General features: G+C 73.0%; 14 protein-coding genes. 10 read left to right on the forward strand and 4 right to left on the reverse strand.

Annotated elements, in window-relative coordinates; all coding sequences use genetic code 11:
• Positions 1-6 precede the first annotated feature (6 nt).
• The 3 genes from ABZ562_RS30750 to ABZ562_RS30760 all read left to right on the forward strand — a co-directional run bounded on the left by ABZ562_RS30750 (position 7) and on the right by ABZ562_RS30760 (position 4011).
• Complete coding sequence (locus ABZ562_RS30750) at positions 7-957, forward strand: FadR/GntR family transcriptional regulator (RefSeq protein ID WP_361485771.1); 951 nt, start codon at positions 7-9, stop codon at positions 955-957.
• Between the two features lie 453 nt (positions 958-1410).
• Positions 1411-2982, forward strand: coding sequence for an RNA polymerase sigma factor (locus ABZ562_RS30755; RefSeq protein ID WP_361485820.1), 1572 nt, complete (start codon positions 1411-1413; stop codon positions 2980-2982).
• 198 nt (positions 2983-3180) lie between these two features.
• Positions 3181-4011: a serine protease gene (locus ABZ562_RS30760; protein WP_361485773.1), complete on the forward strand. Its 831-nt coding sequence runs from the start codon at positions 3181-3183 to the stop codon at positions 4009-4011.
• 183 nt (positions 4012-4194) lie between these two features.
• On the opposite strand, the gene ABZ562_RS30765 is transcribed toward ABZ562_RS30760, so the two are convergent.
• Positions 4195-4419 carry a hypothetical protein gene (locus ABZ562_RS30765; RefSeq protein WP_055549819.1) on the reverse strand — a complete coding sequence of 75 codons (225 nt, stop codon included), beginning with the start codon at positions 4417-4419 and terminating at the stop codon, positions 4195-4197.
• A 442-nt stretch (positions 4420-4861) separates the two neighbouring features.
• On the opposite strand from ABZ562_RS30765, the gene ABZ562_RS30770 reads away from it, so the two are divergent.
• The 6 genes from ABZ562_RS30770 (at position 4862) to ABZ562_RS30795 (ending at position 11633) form a co-directional block, all read left to right on the forward strand.
• The gene (locus ABZ562_RS30770) at positions 4862-6985 is read left to right on the forward strand and encodes a DNA topoisomerase IV subunit B (RefSeq protein ID WP_361485775.1); all 2124 of its coding nucleotides are present in this window, start codon (positions 4862-4864) and stop codon (positions 6983-6985) included.
• 131 nt (positions 6986-7116) lie between these two features.
• Positions 7117-7638 (forward strand): DUF1453 domain-containing protein, encoded by a 522-nt coding sequence (locus tag ABZ562_RS30775; RefSeq protein ID WP_361485777.1) that lies wholly within the window; start codon positions 7117-7119, stop codon positions 7636-7638.
• Positions 7635-8789, forward strand: a complete 1155-nt coding sequence (locus ABZ562_RS30780; RefSeq protein ID WP_361485779.1) for a histidine kinase — start codon at positions 7635-7637, stop codon at positions 8787-8789. Before ABZ562_RS30775 ends, ABZ562_RS30780 begins: the two co-directional genes overlap by 4 nt.
• The gene (locus ABZ562_RS30785; RefSeq protein WP_361485781.1) at positions 8786-9475 is read left to right on the forward strand and encodes a response regulator transcription factor; all 690 of its coding nucleotides are present in this window, start codon (positions 8786-8788) and stop codon (positions 9473-9475) included. Before ABZ562_RS30780 ends, ABZ562_RS30785 begins: the two co-directional genes overlap by 4 nt.
• A 101-nt stretch (positions 9476-9576) precedes the next feature.
• The gene (locus ABZ562_RS30790) at positions 9577-10029 is read left to right on the forward strand and encodes a DUF485 domain-containing protein (protein ID WP_361485783.1); all 453 of its coding nucleotides are present in this window, start codon (positions 9577-9579) and stop codon (positions 10027-10029) included.
• Positions 10026-11633, forward strand: coding sequence for a cation acetate symporter (locus ABZ562_RS30795; RefSeq protein WP_361485785.1), 1608 nt, complete (start codon positions 10026-10028; stop codon positions 11631-11633). The genes ABZ562_RS30790 and ABZ562_RS30795 overlap by 4 nt, the downstream gene beginning before the upstream one ends.
• Positions 11634-11643: 10 nt before the next feature.
• On the opposite strand, the gene ABZ562_RS30800 is transcribed toward ABZ562_RS30795, so the two are convergent.
• The 3 genes from ABZ562_RS30800 to ABZ562_RS30810 form a co-directional block, all read right to left on the reverse strand.
• Positions 11644-12345 (reverse strand): response regulator, encoded by a 702-nt coding sequence (locus tag ABZ562_RS30800; RefSeq protein WP_361485787.1) that lies wholly within the window; start codon positions 12343-12345, stop codon positions 11644-11646.
• The gene (locus ABZ562_RS30805) at positions 12342-14012 is read right to left on the reverse strand and encodes a sensor histidine kinase (RefSeq protein WP_361485789.1); all 1671 of its coding nucleotides are present in this window, start codon (positions 14010-14012) and stop codon (positions 12342-12344) included. Before ABZ562_RS30805 ends, ABZ562_RS30800 begins: the two co-directional genes overlap by 4 nt.
• A gap of 80 nt (positions 14013-14092) precedes the next feature.
• The gene (locus ABZ562_RS30810) at positions 14093-15067 is read right to left on the reverse strand and encodes a sucrase ferredoxin (RefSeq protein ID WP_361485791.1); all 975 of its coding nucleotides are present in this window, start codon (positions 15065-15067) and stop codon (positions 14093-14095) included.
• A 150-nt stretch (positions 15068-15217) separates the two neighbouring features.
• Between ABZ562_RS30810 and ABZ562_RS30815 the strand changes: the two genes are divergently transcribed.
• A complete protein-coding gene (locus ABZ562_RS30815; protein ID WP_361485793.1) occupies positions 15218-15622 on the forward strand; it encodes a tetratricopeptide repeat protein in 405 nt (134 codons plus the stop codon).
• Positions 15623-15712: the final 90 nt, after the last annotated feature.

The following is a 15712-nucleotide window of genomic DNA, read 5'->3' on the forward strand; positions in this document are numbered from 1 at the left end:
TTTCGTGTGCTTTTCACCAAAGACCTCAAGGGCCTCCGGAGCGTCGCCGACAAAGGATGCGTGAGTACCCTTGCGCACACCACCATGACCGCGGCTCGCCCCGCCGACTCCGGCCTCGCCGGCTCGGGCGAGCTTGACCGCTACTCCTACGCCGACGCCCCCGGCGCCGACCGCGGCAGCGCCCCCTCCTGGGACGGCGCGGACGCGGAGATCGGCCGGGTGGGCCGCCGCGCGGCCGGCAACCGGGGCCGCGGACTGCACGGCCAGCTCGTTCAGCAGCTCGGCCAGATGATCGTCTCCGGCGACCTGGGCGCGGACCGCCCGCTGGTCCCGGAGGAGATCGGCCAGCGCTTCGAGGTCTCCCGCACCGTCGTCCGGGAATCGCTGCGCGTCCTCGAGGCCAAGGGCCTGGTCAGCGCCCGCCCCAACGTCGGCACCCGGGTCCGTCCCGTCAGCGACTGGAACCTGCTGGATCCGGACATCATCGAGTGGCGCGCCTTCGGGCCACAGCGTGACGACCAGCGCCGCGAGCTGTGCGAGCTGCGCTGGACGATCGAGCCGCTCGCGGCGCGCCTCGCCGCGGGACACGGCCGCGAGGACGTGCAGCAGCGGCTGGCCGACATGGCCGAGATCATGGGGCACTCGCTGACCCAGGGCGACACCCTCACCTTCTCCCGCGCCGACGCCGAGTTCCACGCCCTGCTGCTCCAGGTCGCGGGCAACCGGATGCTGGAGCACCTGGCGGGCATCGTCGCCGCCGCCCTCCATGTCTCCGGGGCGCCGGCCGGCGGCTGTGACCGGCTCACCGAGGCGAGCGTCGGCCACCACCGCCGGATCGTCGAGGCGGTCGGGTCGGGGGACGCCGCGGCGGCCGAAGGGGCGATGCGCCAACTCCTGACCGTCCACCTGGACCTCGACCACGCCGAGGTCGGGGTGCCCGCGCCGCGCGAGCACTGACCCCGCGGCGCGCACGGCGCACGGGGTGTACGGCGTAGGGCACATCGTGGGCGGCGGGTCGCCGGCGGTGAGCGGCGTACGGCGTACGGAGCGGCGTCGCCGGATCCCGCCCGCGGGTTCGGCGGCGCGGCGCGGAGCGTGACATGAGGCGCGGTGCGGCGGACCGGGAGGGCCGCCCGGGAGCCGGCGTGTGATCGACTCGGAGTTATCTGTCCCGTTGGGTGGGTATTAACCCCGATATGTGGTGTGACTCGGGCCACGACGATTGGGCGTAACGCTCTTTGGGGCAGCGCGATGATTAAAGAGGTGGCAGCCGCGGAGGGAATACAGATGTCGCTCGCGACGCTGTACTCGTCCGCACTCCGCCCGCGCGCCGTCGGTTCATCCCTGCCGGCGGTCGTCGGCTCCGGTCCACAGGACGGGGCCGGAAGCCGTTTCCAACGTTCCGAGAGGTTGTTCGTGTCGGCCAGCACATCCCGTACGCTCCCGCCGGAGATCGCCGAATCCGAGTCTGTCATGGCGCTCATCGAGCGGGGAAAGGCTGAGGGGCAGATCGCCGGCGATGACGTGCGTCGGGCCTTCGAGGCTGACCAGATTCCGCCAACCCAGTGGAAGAACGTTCTGCGCAGCCTCAACCAGATCCTCGACGAGGAGGGTGTGACGCTGATGGTCAGTGCCGCAGAAGCGCCCAAGCGCACCCGCAAGAGCGTCGCAGCGAAGAGCCCGGTGAAGCGCACCGCCACCAAGACCGTCGCGTCCAAGACGGTCACCGCCAAGAAGAGCCCCGCCGCTCCGGCCGCTCCCGCGGCCGCCGCGGGAGGCCCCGCCGAGGAGGCGTCGGCGGCGCCCGCGAAGAAGGCCGCCGCGAAGAAGGCCACGGCCAAGAAGACGGCGGCGAAGAAGACCGCCACCGCGGCGAAGAAGACGGTCGCGAAGAAGACGGCCGCCAAGAAGGACGTCACCGACGAGATCCTCGAGGCCGAGGACGTCATCGAGGAGGTGCCGGCGGGCAAGCCGGCCCCCGAGGGTGCCGAGCCCGAGCCGGAGAACGCGGGCTTCGTGCTCTCCGACGAGGACGAGGACGACGCCCCGGCGCAGCAGGTCGCCGCGGCCGGCGCCACCGCCGACCCGGTCAAGGACTACCTGAAGCAGATCGGTAAGGTCCCGCTGCTCAACGCCGAGCAGGAGGTCGAGCTCGCGAAGCGGATCGAGGCCGGTCTGTTCGCGGAGGACAAGCTCGCCAACTCCGACAAGCTCGCCCCCAAGCTCAAGCGCGAGCTGGAGATCATCGCCGAGGACGGCCGCCGCGCCAAGAACCACCTCCTGGAGGCCAACCTCCGTCTGGTGGTCTCGCTGGCCAAGCGGTACACCGGCCGCGGCATGCTCTTCCTGGACCTGATCCAGGAGGGCAACCTCGGTCTGATCCGCGCGGTCGAGAAGTTCGACTACACCAAGGGCTACAAGTTCTCGACGTACGCCACCTGGTGGATCCGCCAGGCGATCACGCGCGCCATGGCCGACCAGGCCCGCACCATCCGTATCCCGGTGCACATGGTCGAGGTCATCAACAAGCTCGCGCGGGTGCAGCGCCAGATGCTCCAGGACCTGGGCCGTGAGCCCACCCCGGAGGAGCTGGCCAAGGAGCTGGACATGACCCCCGAGAAGGTCATCGAGGTCCAGAAGTACGGCCGTGAGCCCATCTCCCTGCACACCCCGCTGGGCGAGGACGGCGACAGCGAGTTCGGTGACCTCATCGAGGACTCCGAGGCCGTCGTCCCGGCCGACGCCGTGAGCTTCACCCTGCTCCAGGAGCAGCTGCACTCGGTGCTCGACACGCTCAGCGAGCGCGAGGCGGGCGTGGTGTCCATGCGCTTCGGCCTCACCGACGGACAGCCGAAGACCCTCGACGAGATCGGCAAGGTCTATGGCGTGACGCGTGAGCGCATCCGCCAGATCGAGTCCAAGACCATGTCGAAGCTGCGCCACCCGTCCCGCTCCCAGGTCCTCCGGGACTACCTGGACTAAGACGGACCGGACGCGCGCAAGCGACAGCGCCGGACGAAGGCCGGGCCTCCACGGGGGCCCGGCCTTCGCGCTGTCCAGGTGGCGGCCCACCCGATCGGCCGAGGGCGGCCCGCCCCGGTTGGCCCACTCCGGGATGCGGAACGCGCCGGGCGGTGTGACGCTGGGTGGGCGACTCGCTCCGTACGGTCAGGAGGCTGCATGCGTAGGTCGCTGCCCCCGCTCCCCGCCCGCCTCGCCGTGCTGCTCGCGGCCGCGCTCGGGCTGCTGCTCCTCGCGCCCGCCCCGGCGACGGCCGACCGTGCGGTGGTGGGCGGGCACCGGGTCCGTACGGCCGAGGCGCCCTGGGCGGTCGCGCTGGCCAGCCGTGAGCTGTTCGGCGCGAAGCGCTCGGGGCAGTTCTGCGGCGGCGTGGCGGTGGCCCCCACGCGGGTCATCACGGCGGCCCACTGCCTGAGCCGGGCTGTCCTGGGCAAGAAGTGGCAGGAGGTGCGGGACCTGCGGGTGATCGTCGGCCGCAATGATCTGCGGGGGACCCGTGGGGTGGAGATGGCGCCGGCGAAGGTGTGGGTCAATCCGGCCTACCAGACCGACGACCGGGCCGGCGATATCGCGGTGCTCACCCTGGGGCGGCCGCTGCCGCCCGCCTATGTCATCCAGATGGCGCGCGCCGGGGATCCGGCCTATCGGCCCGGAAGCCGGGCGGTGGTGTACGGCTGGGGCGACACCGACGGTGACGGCAGGTACGCGCTGACGCTGCGGGCCACGGCGGTACGCGTCCTCACCGACGCGACGTGCCGGAGCGCCTACCCCGGTGACGCGGAGGGCGATTATCAGCCGGCTTCGATGGTCTGCGCCGGAGTCACCGGCGGCGGCCGGGACGCCTGCCAGGGGGACAGCGGAGGGCCGCTGGTCGCCGGAGGGCGGCTGGTGGGCCTGGTGTCCTGGGGAAGTGGCTGCGCGGTGGCCGGGCGGCCGGGCGTCTACACACGGATCTCGGCGGTGGTATCGCTGGTGGCCGCGTATGGCTGAGACCGCCGGGCGGACGCCTCGGGCCCGCCGGGAGTCCCGGGAGGGGATCCCGGAGTCCCGCGGGCGGGAAGACGGCAGGGGGCCGCGACACGAGCGCGGGCGGCCCTCCCCTGGCTGGGGCGGGCCGCCCGACGTCCGGCCCTCGGCCGGCTTCGCTCGTCGTCGTGGCGCGAGGCGTCAGCGTTAGTCTTCCGACGCGGACGCCGGAGCGGCGGTCAGCCGCTCGGTCTCGTCCTGTATTTCCGCGGCGATCTTCTTGAGTTCCGGCTCGAACTTGCGCCCGTGGTGGGCACAGAAGAGCAGTTCACCGCCGCTCATCAGGACGACGCGCAGGTATGCCTGGGCGCCGCAGCGGTCGCAGCGGTCAGCGGCCGTCAGCGGGCTCGCGGGGGTCAGAACAGTAGTCACGTCGCCTCTTCTCTAGCTCGACGAGCTGTCGTACCAGGGTCAACATCCAACCAGCCCGATATCGTTCCCGCTCGTGGCTTTTTCTCAAAAATTGCTTCTGAGTGGGCCGGATGGTGACGGTTGGCGGCGAATGAGCCGTATTGCGTTGGTTTACGGATTCACGTCGCTTGTCGGGTTTTGTCCTCCCGGCCGGGTTGCCGGTTGTTCATGAGGACGTGCCCGGAGCCTAAATGGTTCATGCCTCCAAGGGAACGTGATGTGTGCTTCACGCCAAACGGGCTATCGAACGTACGAGCGAAATCGGGGGTGTCTGGACTAGGATGGACGTTTCACGGGTGGCGGCACGAAGGCTCTATCAGGCCTCGGTACGCTCTGTTGGGCGACCCGTGCCACCATCGTGCCCAGAGTTGGGCCAACAGAAATTCAGCGAGGAGCGAACCGCGTGACCGCCGACACGTCCGTGCCGTCCACTGCGCTGCTGACCGGAGCAGACCGGGGCGGCTCCAACTACACCGCGCGGCACCTTCTCGTCCTCGAGGGGCTCGAGGCAGTGCGCAAGCGGCCCGGTATGTACATCGGATCGACCGACAGCCGCGGTCTCATGCACTGCCTGTGGGAGATCATCGACAACTCGGTGGACGAGGCCCTGGGTGGCTATTGTGACCGCATCGAGGTGCATCTGCACGACGACGGTTCCGTGGAGGTCCGGGACAACGGCCGGGGCATCCCGGTCGACGTCGAGCCCAAGACCGGGCTGTCCGGCATCGAGGTCGTGATGACCAAGCTGCACGCCGGCGGCAAGTTCGGCGGTGGCTCGTACGCGGCCTCCGGCGGTCTGCACGGCGTCGGCGCCTCCGTGGTGAACGCGCTCTCCAGCCGTCTCGACGTCGAGGTGGACCGGGACGGCAAGACCCATTCGATCAGCTTCCGGCGCGGCGTTCCCGGCATCTTCACCGAGTCCGGACCGGACGCCCCCTTCGACCCCTCCGGCGGTCTCCTCAAGGGGAAGCGGGTCCCCAAGACCCGCACCGGCACCCGCGTCCGCTACTGGTCGGACCGGCAGATCTTCCTCAAGGACGCCAAGCTCTCCCTGGAGACCCTGCACGCCCGCGCCCGCCAGACCGCCTTCCTGGTGCCCGGCCTGACGCTGGTCGTCCGGGACGAGCGGTCCCTGGAGGGCCGGGAGGGGCCCGTCGAGGAGACCTTCCGCTACGACGGCGGCATCAGCGAGTTCTGCGAGTACCTCGCCCAGGACAAGGCCGTCTGCGATGTGCTGCGCCTGTCCGGCCAGGGCACCTTCAAGGAGACCGTGCCGGTCCTCGACGAGCGCGGCCACATGACGCCGACCGAGGTCACCCGGGAGCTGGGCGTCGACATCGCGCTGCGCTGGGGCACCGGCTACGACGCCACCACCAAGTCCTTCGTGAACATCATCGCCACCCCCAAGGGCGGCACGCACGTCTCGGGCTTCGAGCGTTCGGTCACCAAGACCGTCAACGAGGTGCTGCGCTCCGCCAAGCTGCTGCGCGTCGCCGAGGATGACGTCGTCAAGGACGACGTCATGGAGGGCCTGACCGCGGTCGTCACCGTGCGGCTCGCCGAGCCGCAGTTCGAGGGCCAGACCAAGGAGGTGCTGGGCACCTCGGCCGCCTCCCGCATCGTGGCCAACGTGGTCGCCAAGGAGCTGAAGGCGTTCCTGACGTCCGCCAAGCGGGACGCCAAGCAGCAGGCCCGCGCGGTGCTGGAGAAGATCGTCGCCGCGGCCCGTACGCGGATCGCGGCCCGCCAGCACAAGGAGGCACAGCGCCGCAAGACCGCGCTGGAGTCCTCCTCGCTCCCCGCGAAGCTGGCCGACTGCCGCAGCGACGACGTGGACCGCAGCGAACTGTTCATCGTCGAGGGCGACTCGGCGCTCGGTACCGCCAAGCTCGCCCGGAACTCCGAGTTCCAGGCCCTGCTGCCGATCCGCGGCAAGATCCTCAACGTGCAGAAGTCGTCCGTCTCGGACATGCTGAAGAACGCCGAATGCGGGTCGATCATCCAGGTCATAGGGGCCGGTTCGGGCCGTACGTTCGACATCGACCAGGCCCGCTACGGCAAGGTGATCTTCCTTGCCGACGCCGATGTCGACGGCGCCCACATCCGCTGTCTGCTGCTCACCCTCTTCCAGCGCTACATGCGGCCGATGGTGGAGCAGGGGCGGGTCTTCTCCGCCGTACCGCCGCTGCACCGGGTGGAGCTGGTCAACCCCAAGCGGGGCCAGGAGAAGTACATCTACACCTACTCCGACAACGAGCTGCGGGAGACGCTGCTGGACCTGGAGCGCCGTGGCGTCCGCTACAAGGACGGCATCCAGCGCTACAAGGGTCTCGGCGAGATGGACGCCGACCAGCTCGCGGAGACCACGATGGACCCGCGTCACCGCACGCTGCGGCGCATCAACATCAGCGACCTGGAGGCCGCCGAGCAGGCCTTCCACCTGCTGATGGGCAACGAGGTCGCGCCGCGCAAGGAGTTCATCACCAACTCGGCGGCGACCCTGGACCGGTCGCGCATCGACGTCTGAGGCGTCCGTCTCTCCACCCCCGGGTGGAGAGACGGTTTCCACCCGGGATCAGCCCTGGCTCCGATCCCCATGGCCGGGCCCGTCCGTAGCGTCGGGAGCGTTGTCGTTCCCGCTCCACGGAGGCTCTTGTCATGCCGGGACTCGCCCATGCCGTGCTCATCGCCGCGGTCGTCGTCATCGTGCTCGTACGGCAGTTCCGGCCGCAGAGGGTGACCGAGGACGCGCGGCGCTGGTGGGTGGTGCCGGTGGTGCTCGGCGCGCTCGCGCTGCGCGAACCCGGGCTGATCGACCACGATCACCGGGTGGCCGCGGCGGCGCTGCTGGTGGCGGAGGTCCTCGTCGGGGTGGTGACCGGTGCCGGGTGGGGGTGGACCAGCCGGGTGTGGACGGACGCCTCCGGAGCGGTGTGGACCCGGGGCGCGAAGGCCACGGCGATGGTGTGGGCGGGCGCCTTGGTGTGCCGGTTGGTGCTGGCCGGGGTGGGCGCGCTGGCGGGCGTACCGCGGGGCAGTGGTCCGCTCATGCTGTCCCTCGCCGCGTCCCTGCTGCTGCGCGGCGCCGTCGTCATGATGCGGGCACGGGGGCAGGAGGGGGCGCGGGGGCAGGAGCCGGTGCCCGGCCGGGCCGGTGCGCAGGGCACACTCGGCCGATGACCAGATGGACGCAGTGGCCCTCGCGGCAGGCGCTCACGCGCCAGGGCGTGCCGCGGATCCGGCTGCTGATCAACGGCGGCATATGGGTGGGCGGGACCGGCTGGCTGCTGGCGGGCGTCGTCCGGGACGACGCCTTCCCGGGGATGCGGCGGGTCGCGCTGATCGCGGCCCTCGCCGGATGCGCGGCCCTGCTGTACGCGCTGCGCCGCGTCACCGTGGACCACCGGCTCGCCCCCGCCCTGGCGCTGCTCGCCGTGCTGGTCGGCGCGGGCGCCGCGCTGCACGCCGCCGGGGCGCGGACCCCGGCCGCCACGGTGTGGGTCGTGAGCGCCGTCCTCGCCATGGAACGGCTGCCGCTGGTGATCGCGCTGGTATGCGCGGCCGTGGCCTCGGGGGCGTATGTGCTCGCCAGGGGCGACTCCCCGCTCACCGACGCGGTCACGGTCGGCGGCGTGCTGCTCGGCGGCTATGCGCTCCGGCTGGACGAGGAGGCCCGCGGCACCGCCTACCTGCTGCTCGAACAGGAGCGGGCGGCCCGGCGGGCGGAGGCCGAGTCGGCGGCGCTGGCCGAGCGGTCCCGGATCGCCCGGGAGATCCACGACGTGCTGGCGCACAGCCTGTCCGCGCAGCTGGTCCACCTGGAGGCGGCGCGGCTGCTGATCGAGCGCGGCGAGGACTCCGCGAAGGTGCTGGACCGGGTGGTCGCCGCCCGGGGGATGGCCCGCGACGGGCTCGCCGAGACCCGGCAGGCGCTGTCCGCGCTGCGCGGCGAGATGGCCCCGGTCGAGGACTTCCTGCGGGAGTCGGCCGCGGCCGAGGGCGCCCGCTTCGCGCGGGTGGGCGAGCCGCGGACGCTGACCGCGGAGGCGGGGCTCACGCTCCGCCGGGTCGCGCAGGAGGCGCTGACGAACGTCCGCAAGCACGCGCCGGGGGCCCGGGTGGAGCTGCGGCTGAGCTACGAGGAGCGTGGGGTCGCGCTGGAGGTCCGCGACAGCGGCGCCCGTAGGGCACCGGCCGCCGCCGGTCTGACGGCGAGCGGCGCCGGGTACGGTCTGCTCGGAATGCGCGAGCGCGCCGAACTCCTCGGCGGCACGCTGGAGGCCGGACCGGACGGGGAGGGTTTCGTGGTGCGACTGCGGGTGCCGCTGTGACGGCGCGGGTGGTGGTGGCCGACGATCAGACGGTGGTGCGCGAGGGCATCGTGATGCTGCTGGGGCTGCTGCCCGGTATCGAGGTCGTCGGTTCGGCGGGCGACGGCGAGGAGGCGCTGCGGCTGGTCGCCGAGCTGTCCCCGGACGTCGTGCTGATGGATCTGCGGATGCCCCGCTGCGACGGGGTGGAGGCGACGCGCCGGGTGTGCGAGGAGTATCCGGGCACCCAGGTCGTGGTGCTCACCACCTACGCCGACGACGACTCGCTCTTCCCGGCGCTGCGGGCCGGGGCCCGCGGCTATCTGACCAAGGACGCCGGAGCCGACGAGATCGTCCGGGCCGTGGAGGGCGTGATGTCGGGGGACGCCGGGCTGTCGCCCCAGGTGCAGCGGCGGCTGCTGGAGCGGTTGGCGGAGCCACCGGAGCCGGCGGGGGCGGATCCGGCCGGGCCGCTGCCGGACGGGCTCACGCCGCGTGAGGCGGAGGTTCTGGCGCTGGTCGCCGAGGGGCTGTCCAACCCGGAGATCGCCCGCCGGCTGCGGATCGCGCCCGCCACGGTGAAGACGCACATCAACAACCTGTTCGCCAAGACCGCGGTCCGCGACCGGGCCCAGGCCGTGCGCTACGCCTACCACCACGGCATCGCCGCTCCGCCCGACACCGATTCCGGGTTGTTCATCACCTGAGTCACCTGATGGGGTGAACGTCCGGTATTGGAGTATCCGGGATCTTCTCCCTCTGTCCATCCTTGGGCACGCCAACGCGGCAGTGAACAAGGAGCTTTCGGGTGGACATGCACGACGCGCGCGATGCCGGGGCGGCCCGGCTGGACGATCCCTGGTACGACGCACTCGCCTCCGGCTGGGACGGGCCGGACGAGACGGCCGGCCCGCCCCGGCGCGCGCGCCCGCCCGCCGCCGAGGAGGTGTACACGGAGGTGCACGGCAGCGCCGCCTTCCAGGAGGTGCGCAGGCGCTACCGCCGCTTCGTCTTCCCCGCGGTCGCCGCCTTTCTGCTCTGGTACCTCGCGTACGTGGTCGCGGCGACCACCGTGCCCGGCATGATGGCCCGCCCGGTGGTGGGCGCGCTCAATGTCGCGATGCTCGCGGGCCTCGCCCAGTTCGCCACGACCTTCCTGCTGACCTGGGCGTACGCCCGCCATGCCCGGCTGCGCCGGGACCGGGTCGCGCTGGAGCTGCGCTGGGTGACGCAGGAGATGATGCGGGGGCACGGGCGGTGACCGGCAATCAGCAGAGCCTCGCGCTGCTGCTCTTCGGCGTCTTCGTGGCCGCCACCCTCGCGATCACCACGTGGGCGAGCCGCCGGCGCCAGGGCTCCCCGGAGGAGTTCTACGCGGGCGGGCGGCTGTTCTCCCCCATGGAGAACGGCTTCGCCATCGCGGGCGACTACATGTCGGCCGCCTCCTTCCTCGGCATCTCCGGCCTCATCGCGCTCTTCGGCTACGACGGGGTGCTCTACTGCGTCGGCTTCCTGGTGGCCTGGCTGGTGGTGCTGCTGCTGGTCGCCGAACTCGTCCGCAACTGCGGCCGGTTCACCCTCGCCGACGTACTGGCCGCGCGGATGAGCGAGCGCCCGGTGCGGATCGCCGCGGGCGTCTCCTCGGTCACCGTCTGCGTGCTCTACCTCGTCGCCCAGATGGTCGGCGCGGGCAGCCTGGTCGCCCTGCTGCTGGACGAGACGGGGTCCCGGGCCCGGGCCTGGACGGTCATCGGCGTCGGCACCCTGATGGTGGTCTTCGTCGCGCTGGGCGGGATGCGGGCCACGACCTGGATCCAGATCGTGAAGGCCGTCCTGCTGATGGGCGGCGCGGTGGCGCTCACCGTGCTCGTCCTGGTCCGCTTCCACGGCGACATCGACACCCTGCTGAGCACCGCGGCCCGGCACAGCGGGCGGGGCAGCGACTTCCTCGCCCCGGGCCTCGCGTACGGCGACGGCTGGACCGCCCGGCTGGACTTCGTGAGCCTGGGCGTCGCCCTCGTCCTGGGCACCGCCGGGCTGCCGCACATCCTCTCGCGCTTCTACACGGTGCCGACGGCCCCGGCCGCCCGCCGGTCCGTCATCTGGTCGATCGGGCTGATCGGCGGCTTCTACCTGATGACGATCGTGCTGGGCTTCGGCGCCGCGGCCGTGCTCGGCAGCGACGCCGTACGCGGCTCCAACGCGGCGGGCAACACGGCCGTGCCGCTGCTCGCGCTCGACCTCGGCGGGGGCGCCGGGTCGACGGGCGGGACGGTGCTGTTCGCGATCGTCGCCGCCGTCGCGTTCGCCACCATCCTCGCCGTCGTCGCCGGGATCACCCTCGCCTCCTCGGCCTCCGTCGCCCACGACCTGTACGCCTCGCTGAGCCGTGACAAGGAGCGCACGCCGCGCAGCGAGGTCGCGGTCGCGCGGGTCGCGGCGGTCGGGATCGGGGCGGCGGCGATCGGCCTGGGGCTGCTCGCCGACGACCTCAACGTGGCCTTCCTGGTGGGGCTCGCCTTCGCGGCCGCCGCGTCCGCGAACCTCCCGGTGCTGCTGTACTCGCTGTTCTGGCGGCGGTTCACCACGCGCGGAGCGGTGTGGTCGGTCTACGGCGGGCTGGTCCCGGCGGTGGTGCTGGTGGTGCTGTCCCCGGTGGTCTCCGGCGGGCCCGACGCGATCTTCTCCGGGGTGGACTTCCACCTCTTCCCGCTGCAGAACCCCGGGCTGGTCTCGGTGCCCCTCGGCTTCCTCGCCGGCTGGCTCGGCACCGTCCTCTCCGGTGAGGCCGCCGACTCACCGGGGCACGCGGCCCGGCACGCGGAGACGGAGGTGCGGGCCCTCACCGGGGCGGGAGCGGCCTGAACCGCGGTCGTCAGACCCAGTCGTAGCGGTGTTCCGGGCGGCCGGTCTCGCCGTACTTGAGGCTGAGCCGTACCCGGCCCGTGCGTTCCAGGAGCTTCAGATAGCGCTGGGCGGTCTGTCGGCTGAGCGACGCGCGATCGGCGACCTCCTGGGCCGACAGCGGGCCGTCGGAGCCGCGCAGCACCTCCCGTACGAGGTCGGCGGTGAGCGCCGAGTGGCCCTTGGGCAGCTCGGCGGGTCCGGCCGAGGCGCCGCCCACGGCGCCGAAGATCCGGTCCACCTGGTCCTGCCCGGCCTCGCCGCCGCTCGCCAGGGCGCGGCGCAGCGCCGCGTAGCCCTCCAGCTTGGCGCGCAGCCCGGCGAAGGTGAACGGCTTGACCAGGTACTGCAGCGCGCCGTGGCGCATCGCGGCCTGGACGGTGCCGATGTCGCGGGCGGCGGTCACCATGATGATGTCGGTGTGGTGGCCGAGCTGCCGCAGCCGCCCCACCAGCGCGAGCCCGGTCTCGTCCGGCAGGTAGTGGTCGAGCAGGACGAGATCGGCGTGGCCGCGCTCCAGGAAGGCCAGCGCGTCGGCGGCCATGTGCGCCTGCCCGGCGACGCGGAACCCCGGCACCTTCCCGACATACGCCGCGTTGACGCGGGCGACCCGCGCGTCGTCGTCCACGACCAGTACCTCGATGAGGCCGCCCGGGCCGGTGTCCGATGTCATCGCGGCTCTCCTGTCGCGGTCAGCGGCGCCCGGGCCGGTTCCTCGGCCAGCGCCTCGGGGAGGACGACGGTGAACTCGGCGCCGCCGCCGTCGCGGTCGGCCACCCGCGCGCTGCCGCCCTGGCGCTCGGCGAGGCGGCGCACCAGCGCCAGCCCGATGCCGCGCTGTCCGTGCGCGGGCGGCTTCTTGGTGGACCAGCCCTCGGTGAAGACCAGATCGCGCCGGTCGGCGGGGACGCCGGGCCCGGTGTCCGAGACCCGCAGCAGCACCGTACGGTCGTCCGCGCACAGCTCCACCTCGACCCGCGGCCCGGCCGAACCGACCGCCGCGTCCAGCGCGTTGTCGATCAGGTTGCCGACGATCGTCACCAGCCCCGGCGGATCCACCAGCCGGTCCGGCAGCAGGGTGCCCTCGGCGATGCGCAGGGACACCCCGCGCTCCGTGGCGACCGTGGCCTTGCCGACCAGCAGGGCGGCCAGCAGCGGATCGTGTACGCGCTCGGTGACCTGCTCGGCGGTGGCGCGGTGCACGCCGACCGCCTCGGTGATGAACTCCACCGCCTCCTCGTGGAGTTCGAGTTCGAGCAGGCCGAGGAGGGTGTGCATCCGATTGGCGTGCTCATGGTCCTGGGCGCGCAGCGCGTCGATCAGCCCGCGGGTGCCGTCGAGTTCGCGGCCGAGCCGCTCCAGCTCGGTGCGGTCGCGCAGGGTGGCCACCGCGCCGCCGTCGTCCGTGGGCATCCGGTTGGCGACCAGCACCCGGCCGCCGCTGACGGTCAGCAGATCGGCACCGGTGACCCGCCCGGCGAGCACATCGGTCGTACGGCCGGGCGGCAGCACCGCTTCCAGCGGCTGTCCGGTGTCCTCGGCGCGCAGGTCCAGCAGCCGCTGCGCCTCGTCGTTCATCAGCCGGATGCGGCCGTGCCCGTCGAGCGCGACCACCCCCTCGCGGATGCCGTGCAGCATGGCCTCGCGCTCGGCGAGCAGCGCGGAGATGTCGGAGAAGGCGAGGTCGTGGGTGCGCCGCTGGAGCCTGCGGGAGACCAGATAGGCCGCCAGGGCGCCGACGGCGAGCGCGCCGCCCGCGTACGCGAGCATCCCGGGCAGCGCGCCGAGCAGCCGGCCGCGCACGGTCTCGTACGCGATGCCGACCGACACCGCGCCCACGATGCGGCCGTTCTTGTCGCGCAGCGGCACCTTGCCGCGGGCCGAGCGGCCGAGCGTGCCGTCGTCGATCTGCATGACCTCATGGCCCGCGAGCGCTTCGTCGGGGCTGGTGGAGACGTGCTTGCCGATCTCGTCCGGGGAGGTGTGCGACCAGCGGACCCCGCGCCGGTCCATGATCACGACGTATTCGGCGCCGGTCGACCGGCGGATGCGCTCCGCCGCGGCCTGGACCGGGCCGCCCCGCGAGGGACGCGTGTGCTGCAGCGCCGTGACCAGCCGCGGTTCGGAGGCCGTGGTCTGTGCGATGGCCAGCGCGCGGCGCATGGCCTGGTCGTCGAGCTGGGAGCCGAGCGGACGCAGGAACAGGCCGGTCGCGAGCACGGTGACGCCCGTGGCGATGGCCAGCTGCATCAGCAGCACCTGGGAGAAGACGCGTCGGGGCCAGCCGATGCGCCACCTGGTGGCCGGGGAGGGCGGCCCCGGCGGTATCGCGGCGCTCATGGCAACGAAGGGTAACGAAGGCCGGGGCGCGGGGACGCCGCCAGGACCCCCGGCGGCAGGGGCCCCTGGCGGGCGGTCGCTCAGCGCCTGCCGGCGGTGACCGTCCGTCCATCGCGCGCGGGCCGCACCGCCCGGACGCCGACGACGTCCATGCGGGCCGGGGAGCCCAGCGGCGAACCGCAGCTCTGCGGCCGCGGCGGGGCGGCGGCCACCTGCGCCACGCTCACCCGCCACACCCGGCCGTCGGTGTGCGCCACGGTCACCGACCAGGCGGGGGCGGCGCTCTCGGTCCGCACCACGGTCAGTGCGTCGGCCCCGTCCTCACCGGTCAGCTCGCGGACCGCCAGCTCGGCCGACTGCCCGGGCCGCTCCCAGGCGGAGCGGCCGCGGCAGCCCTCGGTGACCACCCGGTTCTCACCCAGCGCCGCGAGAGTGTCCTTGACGTCCTGGGCGGTGACCCGGCCGTAGGCGTAGCCGTGCGGCAGGACGACGAGCGTCGGCGAGAAGCGGTGGCCGCCGATGTGGGTGATCTCCCAGGTGCCCTCCACCCCGGCCGCGGTCAGCTCGGCGGCCAGCGGGCGGCCGAGCAGCGCGCAGCAGCGGTCGCGCTTGCCGTTGGTGCACACCAGCACCAGGGGATCGCCGGTGTACGCCTCCCACTCCCCGGGGAAGTCGTCGGCGGCACCGGCCAGCCCGCCCGCGTCGCCCGCGCCCAGCGCGGCGAAGTCCAGCCCGAGCAGCCGCCCCGGGTCGGCGAGGGCGGTGGTGCGGATCCAGGAGCGGCCGGGGCGGGTGTGCGCCACGAACACCCGGTGGCGGCTGCCCGCGGGCAGATCGGCGTGGCGGCCGGGCCGCCGGATCAGCGCGACCCGTACGCCGGTGCCCTCGGCGGCGCGCTCCAGAGCGCGCCCCACGGCCGGGTCCAGACGACTGGCCGTGAGGGCGTCGGCGCCCCAGGGGCCCGGCTGTTCGACGAGCAGCCAGGTGGGGGCGGTGGCCGCCGTCCCGGCAAGCGGCTCGGACAGATCCCGGGAAGCGGTCGTGCACGTGCTCACGAAGGTAAGCCTAACCTCTGTCGATCAACTTCGCGCACGGGCGGGGGGGATCAGGAGGGAGCGGAACGGTCCGGTCCCCCGGGGCACACCCTGTTCCGCGGGGGCGGGAACGGCGGGAGAATGGCGCTCCGGGGGCGGAGGGGGGTTCTGATGCGCGGGCTGTGGGCGCGCTGGCGCGGGCGCCGTGGGAAGCGCGGGGCGCGGCGGCTGGATCCGGGCTTGCGGGCGAGGGTGCGGGCGGCGTACGCCGAGGGACGGCCGATCCCCGAGGCGCTCGCCCGGCAGGCGGCGCTCGCCGGTGACCGGGAGGGCATGACGGTCTACGGGATCGGGCTGGGCAACCGCGGCGCGTACCCCGAGGCCCTGCACTGGCTCGGCAAGGCGGTCGCCGCCGGGGACCTCACCGCGCTGGTGGTGCTCGGCACCCTGCACCTGGATCTCGGCGATCCGGCCGAGGCGGAGCGGCACTTCCGGAAGGCGGCCGACCGCGGTCACCCCGGCGCCCGGATCGCGCTCCGTCGGCTGCGGGCCCGGCGCAACGGAGCCGGGCACTGAGCGCCGGTCCCCGCCCGATACATGCGCGGGGGCGCGGCACCGGATGGGTGCCGCGCCCCTGAACGTCTCATTCCGCCGCACCCGCACCGG

The sequence above is a fragment of the Streptomyces sp. NPDC019937 genome (assembly GCF_040631655.1).
Classification (GTDB): domain Bacteria; phylum Actinomycetota; class Actinomycetes; order Streptomycetales; family Streptomycetaceae; genus Streptomyces.